This window comes from Streptomyces sp. NPDC090088 (genome assembly GCF_044747345.1).
Classification (GTDB): domain Bacteria; phylum Actinomycetota; class Actinomycetes; order Streptomycetales; family Streptomycetaceae; genus Streptomyces.
The window spans coordinates 90,959-109,490 of record NZ_JBIVDZ010000017.1; the positions used below are offsets into that span (position 1 = coordinate 90,959).

Here is an 18,532-nt window from a genome sequence, read left to right on the forward strand (position 1 = left end):
AACGGGTGCTCGATTTCCCATGGGGCGAGGAGGGAAGGACCATGGCCAAGCAGCAGAAGATCAAGGGCAAAGCCGAAGAAGCCGCGGGAAAGGCCAAGGAGACGGTTGGCCGCACCGTGGGCAACGAGCGGATGACGGCCGAAGGGCAGGCCAAGAAGTCGAAGGGCGCGGCCCGTCAGGCCAAGGAGAAGACGAAGGACGTCTTCAAGCCCTGACAAGTCGACCACCGGGCGGGCTCTCCATTCGGGGGCCCGCTCCGTCGTGCTCGGGAGGTGAGGAGAATATGGTCGTCCGGCACCCTGCCGAGAGAGGCAAAGGGAGATTCGAGCGGTTCGCCGAATCCGCCTCGAACGTGACCAGCTCGCCCGTGTTCTACGGGTTCTGCCTGCTGCTCGTCGCCTTCTTCGTGGCCACGCACGTCGCCGGTCTGTCGATCTCGCAGCAGATGCTGGCCGGTGACCTGATGACGTGCGTCACGTTGCTGCTGCTGGCGTTGTTGAAGAACTCGGAGCGACGGGCCGAGCGCGCCGTCCAGCGAAAGCTCGACGCGATCGCCGCAGCGCTCCTCGAACAGAGCGAGGGCGAGGCGCGCGAGGCCCAGGAGGACCTTCGGAACGCAATCAGACTGGAAGACGATCTCTGAATTCGCGTCTCTCGCTGCGCGACAGGTTGGGCGCGGAGGAAGGGGGCCAGCCGTGCCCCAGCATCTGCGCGACATGATGACCAGCGACCCTGGTAACCGTCGAACCGCGCAGGCTTCGGTGGTGTCCCTGACCCGGATGATGCGGGACGAGGACGTCGGCGCGGTCCTGGTCACCGAGGACGGACATCTGCGCTGCACGGTGATCGACCGCGACCTGGTGGTGCGGGTCTTCGCAGAAGGCTCCGACCGGGACCGAACCACAGTGATGCAGGCGGTAAGGCTGCCTGCGGGCGCGATGCGGGGAGGCTTCGGCGGCGAAGGGGGTCTTGGTCCCCAAACGCCGGGGGCGAAGCCACTGCTCACGTATCTTCGGGATGACTGATGCGACCGCGGCCGACCGGACTGATATCGCCGGCAACGTCCTCAGCGAGTTGGCCGCCGCTTTCGGGATCGGAGGGGTGCGGGAACGCCGCTACCTCGCCGACGGGCTGATGAACGTGAACTGGAAGGTCGACACTCCAGTCGGGGCATTCGCCCTCAAGCAGGTCACCGACGTGTCGCTTGACCGGTTGAGCCGCAACCTCGGCGTGCTCGCGACGCTCGCCGGCGACGGCGTCCCGGTCAGTGCTCCTGTCGCCCTCGATCGTCACTCGACGTCGACTCCGTAGGCGCGGGCCAGACCGTCGAGGCCGTTCGCCCAGCCCTGGCCGATGGCGCGGAGTTTCCAGGTGGGGTGGCCGTCGATGATGTGGCGGTACAGCTCGGCGACGACCATGGCCCGGATGTTCGGGTCGGCGGGCGGCTGGAAGATCCAGGATGCGCCTGTCGTGCACGTCATATGCAGGGCGGCGGAAGTGAGAGAACCACAGGTCAATCCGGTGTCGACGTCCATGTTGACGGCGATGGCCACGCGGCGGACCCGTTCGGGCAGGGCGGACAGGTGGACGGTGGCGCGTTCGACGGTGTGCGGTCCCTCGGGCTGTTTGCCGAGCAGGCGGGCGGCGCCGTCGGCGGCGGACGGCTGGTTGTAGAAGACGAAGTCCTCGTCGCTGGCGACACGGCCGTCATCCGTGGTGAGGAAGAGGGTGAGGTCGGCGTCCGCTCCCGCGAATCCGAAGGCGATGTGGAGCCCGTGCCAGGCTTCGTCGGGCAGTACCAGAGTCTGGCCGGGGATCAGCGCGGTCGGTTCCGAGGGAGGCGTGGACGGCATAGGAGGCGGTGGTGAGGAGATCTCCTGCCGCCACTCGGCGAAGGACTTGATGCGGTATGGCTCGACGACCGGATTCCCTTGGTCGGGGCGGGTGTTGGCGCCGAGGCTGATGTCGAGGTCGGCGATCGAGGACTCGCCTGCGTCGGGTTCGTCCTGAGCATGGTCCAGGAGTTCCTGGAGACCGGGGACGCGTGTGGTGTCCAGCGGCTTGATCGTGCTGGAGAGGTTGCCGGACGCGGTGGTGGTGACCGAGCATGCGACGTCCTGGCCGATGTCCAGGAAGCGCAGGGCGTCCTCGGCGGTGCGCCAGGGTGTGGACTCGATCGCCTGACGCGTCCAGCGGCCGTAGACCACGAATCCGAGGCGCTGTGTGTCGGGCAGGCGGGTCAGTACGGCCAGGTCGATGGCCGTGATGCCGGGGGCGGTGGCGAAGCCCTCCTTGAGTGTGGCGACGATGTTGGAGCCCACGGCGGTGAGCCACCACAGCAGCCGATCCCGCTTGGTGAGGTTCTTGAGGGTCGGACGTCCGCCCGGAGTCAGTCCGGGGGTCTGGGTGGGCATGAAGTCGAGGTCCTGCTGGCGCATCACCACCGACAGCACGGACCCGTCCACGCCGACGGCGCAGCCTGCGGCGGGGTTGTCGGAAAAGGCCGTGTTCACCGCCTCGCAGACCGTCGCCTCGTCGTTGGCCACCAGGTCCTGCCACCACTGCTGGGCCTCGCCGGCCAACTGCTGGTGCACCGCCGCCAGACGTGCCGACTCCGCGGCCAGGTACGCGGGCGCGTCCTGTTGCGCGCGCTGTTTCGCCGCAGCCCGTTCAGCGCGGGCCAGCCGGCCCACTCCCCGCAGATGGAAAGTCTGCGCCTCCGCGATTGCCCAAGGCAGACCCAGTTGAGGCGCCTCCGGGATCGTCGGCGGGTGAGCCGCCGGGAAGGACTGCAGGTGGACGCAGGTCATCTGCTCCCGCAGCGAGCGCAGTTGGGCGATCGCCGCATCGCGCTCGGCGTCCTGCTGCGCCCGTTCCGCCTGACGGCGGGCCCGGTCCAGCTGGGCAGCGGAGGGGACGACCGCCCGGGGACGTGAAGACCGCCGGGTGCTAGTCCGCCGTCGGCTTCCACCCAGGGAACTCGACGCGTAGAAGGGCCCGAGTCCCGACGACATCCGGGCCCCGCCGCTACCCACGCTGAGCCTCGCCATCCGCGGACCGATGGAGGTACGCACCCCACGTGTCGAGACCCGCACGCTCATCCCGGGAACTCCGACTCGGAACCCGAACCCCATGGCATACCCCTCTCCCCACCGCCAAGTCTGACATCGCTCAAGGACGGAAGGGGCAGGTATGACCATGCGTGATGCGATGTGGGTCATCGATTGTCCGGGGCCACGTAGCGACTGCCACGGGACGTTTGTCGCTGCCCGGCCCACGCTGATGTCTCCATCGGCCCCCGCACTTCTAACGCGGGCGCCGCTTAGGCGGTACCGGTCCGGGGATGACGTCAAGGTTCATGTGCTCCTTGAACAGGTGGACCAGATTGGCGCCGTCGAGGAGTTCGAGCCTCCCGTGCTCGTTGGCGAACGCCTCGCTCGCCCGGCCGAACCAGGAGGTCGTCACCAGGATGCCCTTGGCCGCACGCTTGTGTTCCACAACGCCGGCGAGAGCGGAGACGGTCTCGAACGGGACCACGTTCTTGGTGCGCTTGGCCTGGATGATGCACAACCCCTTCATGACCGGATCCGTGTTCATCGCGACCGCGTCCACACCTTCGTCCTTCGATGGCTGGGTGTTCACGCTGTCCAGGCCGATAGCTTCGAACAACTGTCGAATGAGGTGCTCGAATTCCGTGGGTGTCAGGTCCATCAGGACAGGTCGGCTGTCCAGACCGGCCACGACATCAAGGCTGTCCATGATTCGGAACTTGGACAGGTCGAACGTGACCAGCGGGCGCACTGGCTCCAGTTCGTACGGGTTGGGTGAGATCAGTGACCGTAGTCGTTTCAGGCAGGCCCGCGGGTCCACCTGTGTCAGGACCAACTGGCTGAATTCAGCCCGATCGGCCTGGAGAGTGATCAAGCACGGGTGGACGTTCCGCCCCGTGGCGCGATCGATAGTGGCGACATGCCCGTTCAGGGCGATGGACTGGACCACTTTTTCCGTGTCGGACGCGAAGAGTTCGTGGACGGTACGCAAGGCCGTCTGAGCCAGGACCGACGCGTACAGTTCCTTGCGATCTCTGTCCGGCCTCGGTACGGGAGTGATCTCGTCGCGGGTCTTCACGTATCGGTATGCACGGGCCGCGGGGACCACGTCTTCCAAGGGCAGGTCGATCTCAATCAGCAAGTCGCCGGTGTCGGCTTGGAACGAGACCTGGTGGGTCTTCGGGAAACCGTGTGGATAGACGGAGGCGGCCAGGACTTGGTCGACGAACCATTCGACGGCTTCGACATCCCTGTCCCGGTAGGCGCTGCGGCGCTCCTCCAGCGCTGCATTCCACGTTTCGACTCGGGCAGCCTCTTTCCGGTTTCCCTCCTCATGCTGTGCCCGTGCCTCCTCTAACTTCGCCACGCGCTTCTTCTCGTCACGTGCGTGGTCACGCAGAGCCCTGTCGAACCTCTTGCGCGCTGCCTCGACGTCCGCGTCGTACCCTCGCCGTCCGAATCCCAGAGCGCCCAGCAGCCCCCGCGGAGGCTCTGGCTCGTACTCCTCCCACCGGGGCAGAGGAGCAGCCTTGGTACGCCCTTTGGGCAGCAGGAACGGCGACGGAGCGAACTCCTGCTTCAATCGTTCGAACGTCAGCGGGCGCCCACCCACAACGGACGTGCGTAGCAGGTGGGAAAGCTGTTCGGCGTCATGCTCAGTCACGCTCGTCCGGTCTGCGGCCTCCTGGGCGCGGGCCGCCTCGTAGGCCAATTTCTCCGCGCGGGCCTTCTTCCTCGCCTCCGCCTCGGCGGCCTTCTGAGTCTTCTCTCGTTCTCTGGCCTGCCGTGCGAGTTCCCGTGCGTAAGGATCGTTCCCGCCCGCCACAGCTTTCCCCCAGTTCAGCGCATGATCGCCAGTTCGGAACGTTCCGCAGTATCCCGCAACAGGCCGATGGCGTCAGCAGGTACTTGTGGAAGGTGCTCCCTGCCATGCACTGCCCGGTCACTTCGCGGCCGAACCGGCTGGGGCGCTTGCGCATGGAGCCGGGGACTCTCCGATATCCACTTGGGCCGTCGGTGTCCGGCCTGCACGATGTTTCCGTGAATCAGCAGAGTGATCCTCATATCGTGATGATGACCTTGGACCGCGAGACCTCCTCGGTCGTTCTCACACGCTCAGACGGCAAGGAAGCTAGGGCGCCCCTGACAGACCCGCCGTTCGCCCCTACAAGCCTGCTGGTCCGGCTGCACTATTCACCTCTGGGTGGCCTGCTCGCCGTGACCCGTGACGGCGACGAGGTCGCTTTCGAGATGCCCGGTCGGGGCCGAACCGAGCCTCTCGACGGCCGACTTGTCGTGTATCTGGACCAGAACATGTGGCGCCCCGTCAGCGAGGCTCTGCAAGGCGGTGACACGGTGAGCGGAGAAGATCGAGCATCCGCTGAGCAGTTGGCGGAATGGGTTCGGACTAGGCGGATCATCATGCCGGCCTCGGCGGGTCACCACTACGAAACGACCAAGTGGTCCGTGGCGGACAAGCGATACAGCCTCGGCCTGACCATTCTCCAGCTGAGCAGGGGCTGGCAGATGCGGGACCCCCTGCAGGTGCGTGCAGACGAGATCCTTGAGATGTTCCGTTGCTGGAAGGGCAAGGCTGACAGCACCCGAGCGTCTTCCGTGTTCACGCTGGCCCCGAACGCACTCCACTCGTCGAGGAGCGGTGTAACGCCAAGCACGCCACCGTCGGACTTTTCAGCTGCCGACGCCTTCCGCTGGATGTCCCTGACGTCTGCAAGTACCTACATCGACGTCATGCTCGATGCCGAGCATGTTGAGCCTGGACCGGAGACCGGTTGGGTGGCATCGAATCAGCGGTACAGCGACTGGTTGGACACCCAGGACTGGGATTCGCAGCAGAAGCGCCGATCCATTGACGCCTTCCTGTTCAGCGACTTCCAACGTGAATTCGCGGAAGGAGCATACGCGGCGGGCCTGACTACTCAGGAAGTCCAGCAGTGGGGGCAGAAGCAGCCCGTGCAGGGTTTCGCTGTGCTGCCCGCGACAGGGCTCTACCGGGAGATGTTCCACAACCGACACCTCAACAAGGGCACGAAATGGAGGCGAAACGACCTCACGGACATGATCTACTTGTCCTGCGCGGCAGGGTACGCAGATTTCGTCGTTTGCGAGCGACACATGCGTGAGCCGCTTGAGCGGGGTATCAGGCGGCTTGGTCTGCGCGCGAAGGCGTTTCGTCGACTGAGCGAGGCGGTCTTGGCCATCGGCAATGCTCTGGAGCAGCAGGTGCCTCCAGTGGACGTGTCCGTTGATCAGAAGCCGGTTCCTTCGGCCGGCGATTGACGAGCACGATGCATACTCCTCGGCGCAGGCGATCGCGGCGCCGTGTGTCGCCAAGCGTGGGCCGCACCCTACCCCTCCTGCAGGATCCGCGGGACAGGCGCTGGGTGATCCTCTGCCGGAATACGCTTCGCGACCCGGAAGACCGTGCGTGCACCTGCGCACCTGCCATTCTTGGCGTCAGCCGAGGCGCCCGATTTGGATGGCCAGGGCACCCAGCGCCTCCTTTTCGGGCGGGTAGATGGCGCGGATGTTGGAGAGTTGCTCGTCGCGGGAGGCGTTGGGGTTGACGTTGGTGGGGCCTTCGCCGTCGAGGAGGGACTCGAAGTCGGGGTATTCGGTGACTCGCTCGACCCTGACCTCGCAGGTCTCGTCGGTGCCTTTGATGCGGAAGCGGATGGTGTCGCCGGCGGCGAGGTCGGCGAGGCGGGGGTATTTGACCCGGACTTCGATGGTCTTGGTGCCTGCAGCGACCAGTTCGAAGTATTGGCGGTAGAGGTTGAGTTCGTGGTGGCGCGGGGTGGTGCTGTTCATGGGGAGGAGAGGCTCCTGGGTGCTGGTGCGGTGATCAGGCGGCCGATCTCGGCCGCGGAGTACGAACGGAAGAAGTGCCTGGGGTCTGACAGCAGTGTCTCCGTCATGGCCACCAGCTGGTCGGCGTATTCGGTGACGGAGCCGGGCCATTGCCGGGTGTCGAGCATCCAATCGGTGGCGCCCTCGGGCAAGGGGGCGCGACCCTCGCGGATGAGGGACTTGGACAGCTTTGCCCCCGTGTCGGTGACGACCTGCGGGCAGAACAGGCGGGCGGGGAGCTGAGCGCGGTTGAGGCCGACGGCCTGGAGGGCTTCGTCGACGAGGAGGGAGCCGAAGACCCAGTCACCGCCCTTGACCATGACGTGCAGGGTTCCGCCGGCGGGTGTGCTGGTGAGGGCGAGTTCCTTGACGAGGTTGCGGTAAAGGGTGGCCAGGTCGAGGTAGCCGCCTGTGGTCGACGTGATGGTGGCTCGGTAGGGGCCGTGGTGGAGGCACACGGCGGTGATGTCGGCTTCTTCGCGGTCCGTGAGCTGGACGCGGGTGCGTTCGGCGTGCTTCTCGGCCCAGCCACAGCCCGAGTGCGGGCAGGGGATCCGGAGGTGTGGGGTGCCGGTGGAGGGGGCGAGCCACCAGCGGGCCGCGTCGAGGCGGGGCAGGAGCCGCAGCCAGGTGCGGCGGAAGTGCTCGCAGGCTTGCTGCTGGGCGTAGGTCTCGATGCGGTAGGGGATGCCGAGGCGTCGGGACAGGGCCGTGAAAAGGGGTTGGTACAGGGCGTCGATGAGATCGGTCAGGGCCTTGTCGCCGAGTGCCTGGGCGTAGGTGCGTTGGTAGCGGTGGGCGCTCGCCGGGTCTGTGGCCAGTTCGTACGGGGCGTTGTCGAGGGCGCTGAAAAGGACTTCGGCCGTGATGCCGAAACGGTCGCGCAATCGGGCTGCCATGGCGAAGGCGAGGGACTGCACGAGGGAGGTGCCTATGTGCGGGGCACCGTTGATCTGGGTGCCGACGACCAGCACGATCCGCTCGGGTGGAGTGGCCAGGATGCGTGGGGTCAGGACGTCCTCGGTGCGGAGGAGCGCGTTGGCGAGGACGGTGTTCGGTGAGACGAGATGGGCTGTCACGGATGTCCCCTTGAGGTCGGGGTGCTGGTGGTTGAACTGCCCGGAGCGGGGATCAGGGAGCCGATGCGACTGCGACACCGATCACGAATCCGCAGGAGGCGGAGATCGCGATGACGATCAGTGGTCCCGCGAAACGGCCCAGGCAGGCGATCATCGGTCGCCTCGCAGGTGCCGCCAGGTGCGCCAGGGCCGCGTGATGATCTCGCGGTAGGTGTGATGCGAGGGATGCTGCCCGCAGTGCTCCAGCACCCAGTTCTGGGGCTCGATGAAGTCTTCGCTGGCCGGTGACGTCTCGCCGTCCACGGCGCACTGCATGGCGTAGGTGGTCGGTTCGGCGTCGGGGTCTCGGTCGGGTTGGAGTGTCCAGGTCTCGTACCGCAGGACCGCTCGTGCGCTCATCGTCCCCACCGCCCGTTGGCCACGGCGACCTTGGCGCTGAGTTCCTCCGCCTGGGTGGGCGGGCGCAGCTGCTGGGGAGGCACGTCCCATTCCCTGCCGCCCTGCGGCGGGCGGAGTTGGACATAGGGGCCGGTGCGACCCATGACCGTGCCGACCTGGTCGTTGCGCTTGTCGACCATCAAGGTCCCCCTCTCATACTGCGGGGACTCGGTCATGGTCATCACCTCGGGTGGGGCGGGTGCCGCGCAGTACGGAGACCGTCGGGTGGGGAGCGAAGCCGGTCGGCAGGGGAGTACGGGGTTCGCCGAGGGCGCGCAGGAGCTGTCGCTCTCCAGAGAAGCGGGTGCGGGCGTGCAGCCAGCGGTGGTTGTCCAGGAGGTAGCCCTGGCCCGCCCCGAGTGTCAGGCGGTGTCGGGTGTCGGCGATGGCCGTGCGGAGAGCGGGCAGGTACGGCTGGACGATCGGGCTCCAGCGGGCCAGGCCGTCTTGGCGCAGCCGTATGGAGATCCGGCCGTCTGGCTGGACGGTGAAGACCTGGGTGGCATGGCCGGCCCCGGCTCCGAAGTAGGCGGTCCGTGGCTGGGAGAGCGCGACCGCGGCTTCGCGTGACGTCGTCATGAGTCGTGTGTGCACCTCGCGTCCGTCGGTGAGCAGCGTCTCGCCTCCTGTCGTAGAGGGGCGCAGGCATACGAGGAGGATCAGGCGAGGAGGCGCGGGTGTGCCGGATCGTTCGGTGTGGGGCTCCAGGCCGCCGTTGCCCAGGCCGGCGAAACCGGCTCGGTGGGCGTGGCTGCCCGTGTTGTGGATCAGGGTCAGGCCGTCCGGGGCGCTGTGGGGGTGAGGGGTGATCGTCATCAGTCGGGTGGCGAAGGCCAGGACCGCCTGCCGGGTGGTGAGGCCGTCGAGGGTGACGAGGCCGGTCTCGCGAAGCTGTGCGGCGATCACGTCTTGGGCGTGCGGGGTGCGGAGGCTGACGTAGTGGTCCGAGAAGAGTTTTTCGGACCCAGCGGAGGCGTCGGGCATCGCCGTACTCCTTCGATCGGGATCGGTGTGATCAGGGTGGGAAGAGATGGTGGTCGGGGTAAAGCGACGCATTGTCGACTCGGACAAATCACCTGCTAAAGGCGCCGGGTTGGTGAGTGCGTGCTACGTTCCGAAAGCCCGGCTCGCACCCCGCAGGACGAGGACCGTCATGACGTACACGCCCCCGCTCTGGCCCGTCTCCGTGAAGGGCGTAGCGCTCGGCGCGCACCATCGCGTGCTGCTGCTGAAGAACGAGCGGGAGGAATGGGAGCTGCCCGGCGGCCGCTTGGAGATCGGCAGCCCGGACGGGACACAAGTACCTGACGCCAGTCCGGAGGCGGCGCTGGAGCGCGAGATCCAGGAGGAGACCGGCTGGGAGGTCAAGGCCGGCTCGCTGATCGACGGCGGGGTGTGGATCTACCAGCCGATTCCCGGACGGCGGGTCCTGATCGTGACGTACGGCTGCACCGTACTGACCCCCGACCGGCCGCCGGTCGTCAGCCATGAGCACAAGCAGCTGGGCATGTTCACCGCTGACGAGGTGCCGGAACTGAACATGCCGGACGGCTACAAGCAGGCCATCGCCGCCTGGTACGGCCTCCAGCGTGCAGACTCCCAAGTACCGGACGACTACGGGCGGATGTAGCCGACGATGGCCGACGGCGAGATCGTGAAGCGAGCGGACGCGGACGGCGGCCGTCTTCCCCGCCCCTCGACCCGGCACGCACAGTGGCACTGGGCGACCCCGCAGGCCCAACTGGTCCTGGCAACAGGCGAGCTGGCCGATGTACTGCGCTTCTACCGGCGCGTGCATGGCCTCAACCAGACCGCGCTCGGCGACCTCCTCGGCTACGACAAGACATACATCTCCGCGTTGGAGTTGGGGAAGCGAGCACTCGACGACGTCGGCTCCCGCCGACGGATCTGCGAGTCCCTCAACCTCCCACCGCACGTCCTCGGCGTCACCGATCCCACCGACACCGACCACCGGGCGATGCTCCAGTTCGGTGAGTCCACGGTCCGGCTCGCCGAGATTGCCCGCCAGTCAGGGCACGCCTCCGAAGCCGTCTCTGAACTGTGGCCGCTCGTCGCCCGCCTCGAAGCCCGCGTCGACGACGGCCACACCGAGCGCGACGTCCTGCATCTGCTCGCGAGAGCCCGCGTCGGCCTCGGCGTCGCCCTGGGCAACGTGCTGCCCGAAGAACGCCTGGCCACCGCCGCACGCTGGACGGCCAAGGGCCTGGAGATCGCCGAATACTTCGACGACCCCCGCATGACCTCGTACGTCCTGCGCATGCACGGCAACGAACTGCGCAAGGCCAACCTCCGAGGCGCCGCCGTGCAGCGGTTGTGCCGCGCCGCCGCCATCGCACCCGATGACACCGCTCGCGCCGCGGCCCTGCCTCTCCTCGCCCGGGCCTCCGGTGCCCTGGGCAACAGGGAGATGTTCGACCGCGTGATGCGCGAAACGGACACGCTGGTGGACCGTGTCGAGCACACGAGCCTGTTCAACCCTTTCTCGTTGCACGAGATCCGCCTGCGCGGTCTCGTCGCCACCGGTCGTACGAAGGCCGCGATGCGGCTGGTGGAGGCGAGTCCCGTTCCTACGACCGTCGTGGCCCCGCAGTGGCGTGTCATCGAGCTGATCACGGTGGCGCACGTCCAACTGCTCGCCGATGACCGCAGAGGTGCCGCCGGGTCGCTGGACACAGCGACCCGGGAGGCGGTGACCCAGCGTCTTCCTCACCAACTCCAGCGGATCATGCGCGCTGCGGGGACACGGCTGCCGGCGCAGCAGGCCGCGGCATCCGATTTCCTGGACCGGATACGAAGTGAGATGGCGGCCTGACCGGGTCGGCGCCTGACGGTCGAGTCGGTCAGCGTCGGAGACGGGACGCGCCCGATTGCCGCGGCATGTGCGGGGTTGACGTGTGGGTGGTGCTCTGTCCATGACGGGGGTTGGTTGCGTCCGCGAGTAGGTCTGCCATACGCCGCAAGCGCCACGTCAGGACATCGCTGATGGAAGAGGCGCTGTCCAGTTCCCGCAGGCCGGCGGCTTCTGCCAGAAGCGCTCGGGGATCGCGGCCGGCCTGTTCGGCCTGTGCCATGGTGGCGACGAGCGCTGGCCATCCGGGCTCGGCGATGACCGAGTCCGCGAGGTCGGGAAGGGCCACGTGGACCTGGAGCGCGTACCAGTCGCGGACTGGCTGGATGATCTGTCGGCCCTGTTCCCTCAGCAGGGCGAGGGGAGCCTCGGCTGTTGTGGCGTAGGCGGTACGCAGGTGGGCTGCGGCCCGGCGGGCGGACTCTGCTTGCTGCGCATGCCGGCGCTGGGCGTGCCAGTGGGCGGTGGCGAGCATCAGGAAGAAGAGGGTGTCGATCAGCATGGCCGTGGTGGCGCCGTCTTCTCCTCTGCCTCGGGCGGGCCCGCTGTGGAGCAGTTCACGGGCGGCCAGGCGCAGGGCTTGGGCGTGGCGGTGCTCGGCGCGGGTGTGGGACAGGCGTGCGCGTTCGAATGCCCAGGCTGCCTCTCTGAGCTGCTGGCGGGTGCCGGTGTCGCTGGTCATGGCGAGGGCGTCGAGGATCTCGCCGGTGGCGGTGATGCGAGCGGCCGTCGCGCCGTCACCGTCCTGGTCGATGGTGAGCAGGGCGACCCAGGCAGCGTGGGTGGCGGAGCGCCGACTGGTGGCGGCGGCTGACGGCTTGTGCCAGGTGCCGTCCGTTCCACGGTTCGTGGCGTGTTGGTGTGTCTCGGCCGGGGCGGTGGCGAAGCGCTCACGGATGCGAGGCAGAGACAGGTCGGCGGAAAGGGTCGAGCCGGCGAAGTAGACCGGTTTGCCGGCCTGGTTCCGGTCGTCGGGGAGAGCGACGTTGTAACCGAGCAGGTCACCCGATGGGGCCGCGCGCTGCCGGACGAGGAGTCCGGTGGCATGGAGCCGGGCGAAGAACTCGTCCTCACTGGTGGCGCCTGTCAGTGCCTGCCGGACGGCTGTCCGCAGCTCTTCTCGTGCGGCGCGGTCGCGTCCCTGGCGGTCGGCCTTGTGCTGTTCGGCGCTCGTGGGGCGCTTCGGCGCGGTGCCGTCGCCAGGCGTCACTCGGCGCAGGTCGTAGTCGACTTCGATGCGGCGGGCCTCGTCCTGGGCGCGCTTGCCGGAGCGGTGATGGTCGGGACGCCGCCCGTCCTCCCGGACGAGGGTGGCGATGATGTGGATGTGGTCATCGGCGTGCCGGACTGCGGCCCAGCGGCAGCCGACGCCGTCGCCGGGGTCGATACCGGCGGCGACGACCATGCGCCGTGCGATGTCCGCCCAGCCGGCGTCGGACAGAACGCGGTCACCCGGCGAGGCGCGCACCGAACAGTGCCAGACATGGCGGGGCGGACGCTGGTCATCGTCCAGGAGGTGAAGGGGCTGGTCGAGAATCTGCTGGAGAGCGGTGAGGCCGGCGTTCACGTCCCGTCCCGGATCGGGGGCCGAGCCGTCGTACGAGGCGACCAGATGCGGATCGACGTGCTCCTCCTTGGTGCCCTTGCCGTAGAGGTAAGCGAGCAGGCCGTAGGTGTTGCTGCCCTGCTTGTGAATCTTTGGGATCATGCGGCCTCGCCGTACTGGTCGCGCCGCAACCGAGGTTGAGGGCTGCTCGGGTCGATCAGGGCGATGAACCGCTGGACGGCTTCGTCGACGCGGTTCCGTGTGGTGGCCGTCCGCTCGATGGCATCGTCCAGGTACGGGACTTCCGCTCCGGCGTTGAGAGCGGCGACGGCCTGGTTGAGGAGGTTGCCGTACTGGGTGAGGGCACGGCGGGCGGCGAACAGTTCCTGAAGGACGCGGCGGTTGTCGGCGATCGCGGCGGTGACGCCGGTCAGATCGCGTGCTGCGGCGAGGCCGGACTGGGCCAGGAACCCGGCCAGGGTCAGGTTCGCAGCTTGTGCTCCGGCTTCGGCGAGGACTCTCTCGCTGCTGCTGAGCCGCACGCTGACGGCCGGTCGCTGCATCGGCTTGCGCGGCCGAGATCGTGGCCTGGGCTTGCTCGGCGAGGGCATGGTGGGCCCTGTTTGCTCGCCCTGCTGCGGTCCGCCCTCGGTCGCAGCCTGGTCGACCGGTGCCCCCTGGCGCCGGTCGTCTGCCTCCGCCACCCCCGGGGCGGAGGCCGGTTGGGACACGCCCCCTGCGGGGGAGTGTCCCAACCTCCAACTTGCTCCGGCTGAGGTCGGTGCCGTGGTCGCCTTCTGGTTGATGGTGGGGTGCTCCTGATGTGGGTCGTGCATGAGTGGGCCTCCGAGACGTAATCGGTCGGCGGACGGGGCTTGTGGGCGGACGCTGATGTCAGGTGTGTGCAGCATCTGAAGAGCTCGGTTGCTGCGGGATGCCATTCGGAATGGGCTGTTGGGGCGTGGACACATGGGAAGCAGCGGGACCGGTCCCCTGAGGCAATGCGGTCCCCGGTCCCCGAACGCTTCGGGGACCGGGCGTCGGCGTTCATCGGGGACGGTCCCCCTGACACGTCGTCACGGGGACCGTCCCGTTCGACTGCACGGTCCCCGGTCCCCGACTGCACGGTCCCCGGTCCCCGACGGGACGGTCCCCGTTGTCGGGACGCTCCGGGGACCGACGTGCATTGCCCTCTGACCTGGTCTTTCGGCGGGGACCGTCCCCTTTCGGTCCCCGGTTCAGCGGCACTGCGGTCCCCGATTCCGGTGCTCGACGGTCCCCGCCAGGTGGTGACCGTGATCGCGGGACCAGCGGGGACCGTAGGCCGGTCCCCAGGGCGTCGGTCCCCGATCGGCTCTCGGCTCGGTCTTCGAGTGCACCCCGGCCTGCCGCCGTGAAAGTCAGGTGTGGATGTGCCGTCTGCGGTCGGGGCCGGTGAGGATGACGCGCTCGGTCATCTCGGCGAGGCGTGAGGCGACCCGGTCGCCGAGAGTGGCCCGCAGCTCCGGGATCGGCAGGTTGGTGGTGATCAGGGTGGGGAGCATGTGCTCGTACCGGTGGTTGATCAGCCGGTAGGTGAGCTCCTCCGTCCACTCGCTGCTCTTGGCCGCTCCGAGGTCGTCCAGGACCAGCAGCGGGCAGCGGGCCAGCGTCTGCAACTCGCGTTCGGTGTCGTGGCCCGGACGGGGGCGGAGCCGTGCGTGGAGGTCGGCGGAGGTCGTGGCCTCCCAGCGGAGCCTGACACCTCGTGTGAGGAGGGCGCGGACGGCGCCGTACGCCTGGTAGGTCTTGCCGGTGCCGGTGGGGCCGGCGATCAGCAGCGACGGTCCCTCGGCAATGCCGGGGCCGCTGGGGCCCGGACGTCCGGCGTGGGCGACCTGGCCGGCCCAGGCGGTGATCTGGGGGTGATCGGCAAGGGCGCGACGGTAGCGGGCGGGGATGCGGGCGTCGGCGAGTTCCAGTGCCGTGACCGGCTCGGGTGGCGGTTCCTCCGCTGCGGCGGCGGGGTCGATTCCGCGGTCGGCGAGGATCGTGTGGAGCCGGTCGACGAGCGGACCGGCCCGCAGGGGCTCACGGGTGAGGGTGGCGTTCAGAGTTCACCTCCGTAGGCGGCATCCACGTTGCTGGGGTTCGTCCACGCCTGGTGGGGGACCGGTTTGGGCGCGGCGTTCATGGCCTCGTGGACGAGACTGGGAAGGGTGCTGGGATGCAGCCCTTTGGCCCGGTGATGCGCCAGTCCCGCCCGGAGGTGGGTGGCCGTGATGCCTTCGCCGAGGAGTTTGCGCACCTCGCGGCCGAGATGGCCCAGGACGCTTTCCGGCGGTCGGTGGGCGCACGCGGCGGCGTACTCGGCGATCAGCTGCTGGGCCGAGACGGTGTCGGGCGCGGGGGCGCTCGCGCCCCCCGAAGGGGTACTTCCTAGATCCATGATCCTAGGTCCTAGATCCGTCCCCTGAGGGCTCACGTTTGCTGCCCGGAGCCCTCCCTGCTTCCTCACGGAAGACTCCGTGAAACGCTCCTGACCTGCACGATCACCGCCATCCCCCGAATTCAGTGAGGGCTCCCGTATCTCGTGGGAGTCCTCCCGGAGCGTTCCGTGAGGCGAGGGTGAGGGGGCCATGACGTCGACGTTCCCGATGAGCGTGGTGGCTCCGGCGGGTGCGTCGTGGTGAGGGCATCCGGGGAGACGGCTCTTGCTGGGGCGGTTGATCTTCTGGTGCTGGTGCCACGTGACGATGTGGAGGTACCGCTTGTCGTCCGGCCCCTTGTAGCGGCAGATCAGCCTGGCGGTGGCGAGCTGGGCGAGGTCCGTCTCGACGTCCGTGGAGCCGTGTTCCGGGCGCAGGACCCACAGCTGTCCGGCGATGATCGCGGCGTGGTCGCGGTGGCGGCCCTGGTCGTCGGCCTGGGTGAGCAGGCCGAGGAAGGTGCGCTCGGCGGTCAGGGAGACGGCGGCCAGGGACTCGGAGACGAAGGCTTCGGGCTTGATGGTGCGGATTCGGGCCAAGAGGCGGGGTTTCCTCACTCGGTTGCAGGGTGGCAGGCACCCACGGCTCACCGTCGTCGTGGCGGTACGGGGGAAAGGGGCGGGGGAGTCGGCCGGCCGGCGGTGCAGGGCGTCTGGAGTCCACTCGCGTTTTCCGGGGGTGTCGTCAACATAGCCACACCCAGGCCGCGCAAGTCCAGCCCAATCCGGCGCAATCTCTCACGGCAGAAAGGCTGCCGAGGAAACTGGCTGTGAAAGGCGGTGCGAAAACCGTAAGGGACGATCGGCGGTTGACCAAAAAGTTGTTCTGGACGTCGAGCCAGACAGATCACATCGAGAACCTGTTGACGTACTGCCGAAGCGGAAGCTACAACACAACACCCCTGCGCCGAAGGGCAATCGGAGTCCCGGCCTGACGCCAGTCTCCACAGCCTGAAGGGATACGCGTCGACTCTTCGGCCGTGCGCGGCGGGGCAACATAGACCACGATCGCCGGTTCACCAAACCGGCGAATGCAAGTTACAACTGGAGCCATGGCAGCACGCTCTCTGGACATCGGACCCGCAGGCATACGAACCGCCCGAACCATCGAAATCGTCCGCACCGAACGCGGCCTCTCCCAGCGCCGGCTTGCCGCTCGCGTGACGGCCGTCGGCCGTCCGATGTCCAACACCATGCTGTCCCGCATCGAACGCGCCCAACGCCGTTGTGACGTCGATGACCTGGTCGCTCTCGCCGAAGCACTGCACGTTTCCGTCCTGGTGCTTCTCGGAGTCGACCCCTTGCCCGGTCCGCACTCCCTGCGCACCTAGCACGGGATCCCCGGTCTGCGACACCGGGGATCCTCCGGACCACCTCTCGCGCTCGCCGGCCCTGCTTGGTGACCGCGCTCACTCCGAAACTCTCCGACGAAAGGCAACCGTGCCTGTCCGCCCCCTTGATATTCACCACCCGGGTGCCGATCCGGTATCAGCGACGAGCCCTGCCATGCGGCAGGCATTCCTGAGTGTGAAAGAGGCCGCCGAATATCTCGGTATGTCGCCGCACACTCTTTACGTCTGGCGGCATCGTCGAATCGGTCCACCCAGTTTCCGGATGGGATCCCGTGGGCGGGTGACGTACAGGTTTGAAGCGCTGGACGCCTGGATCTGCGAGCAAGAACGCGCAGATTCGCGCTCCAACCCGGCCCTGAGCCCATTGGGCGTCGAGCCGGAGCGGCGCTCGGACTACGCCACGAGTGCCTGACTGAGCCTGCCCCCCACCCCACGCAACCTGCCATCAAGGGACGTATTTGGCCGGCTACATCGAAGACCGTTGGATCAAGAAGAAGAAAGACGCCGTCACCGGCAAGCGGGAGCGCACCACTCGCTACGGCAAAGGCTCCAGGTATCGGGTAGCCGGTATCCCCGGAGTCCGGGACAAGTCATTCGACATCCTCGAAGACGCCAAGGCGTGGCTCCGCAGGGTCGGCACGGACAGCGAACGCGGCGAGTTCGTCGACCCCCGCGACGGTTCGATCACGGTTGACGACTACGTGACACGCTTCTGGCGGACGGGAGTCCGCGGGACGCCTGCCACGGTCAAGCGCATCGACGAGCGGGTTCGTCTCCACATCCAGCCTCACCTGGGCACGGTGTCTCTTCGCGACATCACACCGGTGGTGTTGCGCGGCTACATCGCTGCGCTGGAGGCCGAATGCTCGCCGCGGTACGCGCGCCAGATCCTGTCCTCGCTCTCGAACATCTTCGAGACCGCCATCGACGACAAGCGTCTGGTGCGCAATCCGCTCCGGGCCAAGTCGGTTCGTTGGCCGAAGGTGCCCGACGACCAGCGGGAAGCCTGGCCGCTGAAGACGGCGATGAAGGTCCTGGAGGCCATCAACCCGCGGTACCGCATTGCCGCTGTGGTGGCATTGGGCTGCGGATTGCGACAGGGCGAAGTGTTCGGGCTGTCGCCGGAGGACGTCGACTTCTCCCGCGGAGTCCTGCGCATCCGGCGACAGGTCCAACTTCTCCACGGCCGCCTGTACTTCACGCTCCCGAAGGGCGGCAAGAGCCGTGTCGTCGACATGCCCCCATCGGTCGCCTCGGCGTTGGCCGACTACTTCCTGGAGTTCCCGGCTGTCGAGGTTGAGTTGCCCTGGGGAGGTCCCGAGGGGGACAGGGAGCGGAGGAAGTTCCCGCTCATCCTCACCACCACGTACGGCAACGCCCTCCGCGCGAACATATTCAACGTGGATGTGTGGAAGCCCGCGCTCGCAGTGGCTGGTGTCATCCCCATGCGGAAGGCGGGTGAGCGATGGGCGGCCTCCCGCAAGGACGGCTTCCACGTGCTGCGCCACACGTACGCCTCGGTAATCCTCGAAGCAGGCGAGTCCGTGGTGACCCTGGCCCGCTGGCTGGGGCACTCCAGCCCGACCATCACGCTGGACTACTACGCGCACTTCATGCCCGAGGCGGGCGGGAAGGGGCGCAGTGCCATCGACACCCTGCTCGCTCAGACGTCCCAAGCCGCCGTGGCCGCGTAGGGGGAATGACGAGCCACAAAGGTCCGTGAGTAGAGAGGGGCGCAGCACCGCTGCGCCCCTCTTTGGCGTTTAAGACGCCATTTCATTTGGTGAGTCGGCGGTGACATATGAGGGTCGCGGCGATGGCGGTGAAGGCGAGGAAGTGTTCCGGCTTGCGCTCGTAGCGG

The 18,532-nt window shown here is 67.7% G+C and carries 22 protein-coding genes; 11 read left to right on the forward strand and 11 right to left on the reverse strand.

Annotated features, from left to right (window positions below):
* The first annotated feature begins 41 nt into the window (after positions 1–41).
* The 4 genes from ACIPSJ_RS51095 to ACIPSJ_RS51110 all read left to right on the forward strand — a co-directional run bounded on the left by ACIPSJ_RS51095 (position 42) and on the right by ACIPSJ_RS51110 (position 1,311).
* Positions 42–215, forward strand: coding sequence for a CsbD family protein (locus ACIPSJ_RS51095; RefSeq protein WP_365689622.1), 174 nt, complete (start codon positions 42–44; stop codon positions 213–215).
* A 68-nt stretch (positions 216–283) separates the two neighbouring features.
* Positions 284–643, forward strand: a complete 360-nt coding sequence (locus ACIPSJ_RS51100; protein WP_365689624.1) for a low affinity iron permease family protein — start codon at positions 284–286, stop codon at positions 641–643.
* A 52-nt stretch (positions 644–695) separates the two neighbouring features.
* The gene (locus ACIPSJ_RS51105; RefSeq protein WP_401357146.1) at positions 696–1,025 is read left to right on the forward strand and encodes a hypothetical protein; all 330 of its coding nucleotides are present in this window, start codon (positions 696–698) and stop codon (positions 1,023–1,025) included.
* Positions 1,018–1,311: a hypothetical protein gene (locus tag ACIPSJ_RS51110; RefSeq protein ID WP_401357148.1), complete on the forward strand. Its 294-nt coding sequence runs from the start codon at positions 1,018–1,020 to the stop codon at positions 1,309–1,311. The genes ACIPSJ_RS51105 and ACIPSJ_RS51110 overlap by 8 nt, the downstream gene beginning before the upstream one ends.
* Here the strand turns inward: ACIPSJ_RS51110 and ACIPSJ_RS51115 are convergent.
* Entirely contained in the window at positions 1,290–2,810 is a 1,521-nt protein-coding gene (locus ACIPSJ_RS51115; RefSeq protein WP_401357150.1) for a TerD family protein, read from the reverse strand. The two genes, ACIPSJ_RS51110 and ACIPSJ_RS51115, sit on opposite strands and share 22 nt — an antisense overlap.
* Here ACIPSJ_RS51115 and ACIPSJ_RS51120 point away from each other — a divergent pair.
* On the forward strand, positions 2,796–2,936 hold the full coding sequence (locus tag ACIPSJ_RS51120) for a hypothetical protein (RefSeq protein ID WP_401357151.1): 141 nt from the start codon (positions 2,796–2,798) through the stop codon (positions 2,934–2,936). The genes ACIPSJ_RS51115 and ACIPSJ_RS51120 overlap by 15 nt on opposite strands.
* Before the next feature lie 370 nt (positions 2,937–3,306).
* On the opposite strand, the gene ACIPSJ_RS51125 is transcribed toward ACIPSJ_RS51120, so the two are convergent.
* Positions 3,307–4,875 carry a restriction endonuclease gene (locus ACIPSJ_RS51125; protein ID WP_401357153.1) on the reverse strand — a complete coding sequence of 523 codons (1,569 nt, stop codon included), beginning with the start codon at positions 4,873–4,875 and terminating at the stop codon, positions 3,307–3,309.
* Between the two features lie 215 nt (positions 4,876–5,090).
* Here ACIPSJ_RS51125 and ACIPSJ_RS51130 point away from each other — a divergent pair, with 215 nt between their 5' ends.
* On the forward strand, positions 5,091–6,350 hold the full coding sequence (locus ACIPSJ_RS51130) for a hypothetical protein (protein WP_401357156.1): 1,260 nt from the start codon (positions 5,091–5,093) through the stop codon (positions 6,348–6,350).
* Between the two features lie 177 nt (positions 6,351–6,527).
* Here ACIPSJ_RS51130 and ACIPSJ_RS51135 read toward each other — a convergent pair whose 3' ends face one another.
* The 5 genes from ACIPSJ_RS51135 to ACIPSJ_RS51155 form a co-directional block, all read right to left on the reverse strand.
* The gene (locus ACIPSJ_RS51135) at positions 6,528–6,881 is read right to left on the reverse strand and encodes an ASCH domain-containing protein (protein WP_401357159.1); all 354 of its coding nucleotides are present in this window, start codon (positions 6,879–6,881) and stop codon (positions 6,528–6,530) included.
* Positions 6,878–7,999 carry a hypothetical protein gene (locus tag ACIPSJ_RS51140; protein WP_401357162.1) on the reverse strand — a complete coding sequence of 374 codons (1,122 nt, stop codon included), beginning with the start codon at positions 7,997–7,999 and terminating at the stop codon, positions 6,878–6,880. Before ACIPSJ_RS51140 ends, ACIPSJ_RS51135 begins: the two co-directional genes overlap by 4 nt.
* Before the next feature lie 150 nt (positions 8,000–8,149).
* Complete coding sequence (locus tag ACIPSJ_RS51145) at positions 8,150–8,407, reverse strand: hypothetical protein (RefSeq protein ID WP_401357164.1); 258 nt, start codon at positions 8,405–8,407, stop codon at positions 8,150–8,152.
* Positions 8,395–8,619: a hypothetical protein gene (locus ACIPSJ_RS51150; RefSeq protein ID WP_401357167.1), complete on the reverse strand. Its 225-nt coding sequence runs from the start codon at positions 8,617–8,619 to the stop codon at positions 8,395–8,397. Before ACIPSJ_RS51150 ends, ACIPSJ_RS51145 begins: the two co-directional genes overlap by 13 nt.
* On the reverse strand, positions 8,591–9,421 hold the full coding sequence (locus ACIPSJ_RS51155; protein WP_401357170.1) for a TauD/TfdA family dioxygenase: 831 nt from the start codon (positions 9,419–9,421) through the stop codon (positions 8,591–8,593). The genes ACIPSJ_RS51150 and ACIPSJ_RS51155 overlap by 29 nt, the downstream gene beginning before the upstream one ends.
* A 169-nt stretch (positions 9,422–9,590) precedes the next feature.
* Here ACIPSJ_RS51155 and ACIPSJ_RS51160 point away from each other — a divergent pair, with 169 nt between their 5' ends.
* Together ACIPSJ_RS51160 and ACIPSJ_RS51165 are read left to right on the forward strand one after the other, a co-directional pair.
* Positions 9,591–10,067: an NUDIX domain-containing protein gene (locus ACIPSJ_RS51160; protein WP_401357173.1), complete on the forward strand. Its 477-nt coding sequence runs from the start codon at positions 9,591–9,593 to the stop codon at positions 10,065–10,067.
* A gap of 6 nt (positions 10,068–10,073) precedes the next feature.
* On the forward strand, positions 10,074–11,270 hold the full coding sequence (locus tag ACIPSJ_RS51165; protein WP_401357176.1) for a helix-turn-helix domain-containing protein: 1,197 nt from the start codon (positions 10,074–10,076) through the stop codon (positions 11,268–11,270).
* A 28-nt stretch (positions 11,271–11,298) separates the two neighbouring features.
* Here the strand turns inward: ACIPSJ_RS51165 and ACIPSJ_RS51170 are convergent, their stop codons facing one another.
* From ACIPSJ_RS51170 to ACIPSJ_RS51185, 4 genes are all read right to left on the reverse strand, one after another.
* Positions 11,299–13,014: a relaxase/mobilization nuclease domain-containing protein gene (locus tag ACIPSJ_RS51170; protein ID WP_401357179.1), complete on the reverse strand. Its 1,716-nt coding sequence runs from the start codon at positions 13,012–13,014 to the stop codon at positions 11,299–11,301.
* A complete protein-coding gene (locus ACIPSJ_RS51175; protein WP_401357181.1) occupies positions 13,011–13,415 on the reverse strand; it encodes a hypothetical protein in 405 nt (134 codons plus the stop codon). The genes ACIPSJ_RS51170 and ACIPSJ_RS51175 overlap by 4 nt, the downstream gene beginning before the upstream one ends.
* Before the next feature lie 837 nt (positions 13,416–14,252).
* Positions 14,253–14,945: an ATP-binding protein gene (locus ACIPSJ_RS51180; protein ID WP_401357199.1), complete on the reverse strand. Its 693-nt coding sequence runs from the start codon at positions 14,943–14,945 to the stop codon at positions 14,253–14,255.
* On the reverse strand, positions 14,942–15,859 hold the full coding sequence (locus ACIPSJ_RS51185) for a hypothetical protein (RefSeq protein ID WP_401357183.1): 918 nt from the start codon (positions 15,857–15,859) through the stop codon (positions 14,942–14,944). Before ACIPSJ_RS51185 ends, ACIPSJ_RS51180 begins: the two co-directional genes overlap by 4 nt.
* 512 nt (positions 15,860–16,371) lie before the next feature.
* Here ACIPSJ_RS51185 and ACIPSJ_RS51190 point away from each other — a divergent pair.
* The 3 genes from ACIPSJ_RS51190 to ACIPSJ_RS51200 all read left to right on the forward strand — a co-directional run bounded on the left by ACIPSJ_RS51190 (position 16,372) and on the right by ACIPSJ_RS51200 (position 18,365).
* Positions 16,372–16,650 (forward strand): helix-turn-helix domain-containing protein, encoded by a 279-nt coding sequence (locus tag ACIPSJ_RS51190; protein ID WP_401357185.1) that lies wholly within the window; start codon positions 16,372–16,374, stop codon positions 16,648–16,650.
* A gap of 175 nt (positions 16,651–16,825) precedes the next feature.
* Positions 16,826–17,083, forward strand: a complete 258-nt coding sequence (locus tag ACIPSJ_RS51195; RefSeq protein ID WP_401357187.1) for a helix-turn-helix transcriptional regulator — start codon at positions 16,826–16,828, stop codon at positions 17,081–17,083.
* A gap of 46 nt (positions 17,084–17,129) precedes the next feature.
* A complete protein-coding gene (locus ACIPSJ_RS51200) occupies positions 17,130–18,365 on the forward strand; it encodes a tyrosine-type recombinase/integrase (RefSeq protein WP_401357189.1) in 1,236 nt (411 codons plus the stop codon).
* The last annotated feature ends 167 nt before the right edge of the window (positions 18,366–18,532 follow it).

What these genes read in the sequence shown, in the direction of transcription:
- ACIPSJ_RS51190 (WP_401357185.1), top strand. Translation starts at nt 16,372, where the DNA reads ATGGCAGCACGCTCTCTGGACATCGGACCCGCAGGCATACGAACCGCC.
- ACIPSJ_RS51175 (WP_401357181.1), bottom strand. Translation starts at nt 13,415, where the DNA reads ATGCAGCGACCGGCCGTCAGCGTGCGGCTCAGCAGCAGCGAGAGAGTC.
- ACIPSJ_RS51155 (WP_401357170.1), bottom strand. Translation starts at nt 9,421, where the DNA reads ATGCCCGACGCCTCCGCTGGGTCCGAAAAACTCTTCTCGGACCACTAC.
- ACIPSJ_RS51170 (WP_401357179.1), bottom strand. Translation starts at nt 13,014, where the DNA reads ATGATCCCAAAGATTCACAAGCAGGGCAGCAACACCTACGGCCTGCTC.
- ACIPSJ_RS51165 (WP_401357176.1), top strand. Translation starts at nt 10,074, where the DNA reads ATGGCCGACGGCGAGATCGTGAAGCGAGCGGACGCGGACGGCGGCCGT.
- ACIPSJ_RS51095 (WP_365689622.1), top strand. Translation starts at nt 42, where the DNA reads ATGGCCAAGCAGCAGAAGATCAAGGGCAAAGCCGAAGAAGCCGCGGGA.
- ACIPSJ_RS51160 (WP_401357173.1), top strand. Translation starts at nt 9,591, where the DNA reads ATGACGTACACGCCCCCGCTCTGGCCCGTCTCCGTGAAGGGCGTAGCG.
- ACIPSJ_RS51110 (WP_401357148.1), top strand. Translation starts at nt 1,018, where the DNA reads ATGACTGATGCGACCGCGGCCGACCGGACTGATATCGCCGGCAACGTC.
- ACIPSJ_RS51100 (WP_365689624.1), top strand. Translation starts at nt 284, where the DNA reads ATGGTCGTCCGGCACCCTGCCGAGAGAGGCAAAGGGAGATTCGAGCGG.
- ACIPSJ_RS51135 (WP_401357159.1), bottom strand. Translation starts at nt 6,881, where the DNA reads ATGAACAGCACCACCCCGCGCCACCACGAACTCAACCTCTACCGCCAA.
- ACIPSJ_RS51195 (WP_401357187.1), top strand. Translation starts at nt 16,826, where the DNA reads ATGCGGCAGGCATTCCTGAGTGTGAAAGAGGCCGCCGAATATCTCGGT.
- ACIPSJ_RS51115 (WP_401357150.1), bottom strand. Translation starts at nt 2,810, where the DNA reads ATGACCTGCGTCCACCTGCAGTCCTTCCCGGCGGCTCACCCGCCGACG.
- ACIPSJ_RS51150 (WP_401357167.1), bottom strand. Translation starts at nt 8,619, where the DNA reads ATGACCATGACCGAGTCCCCGCAGTATGAGAGGGGGACCTTGATGGTC.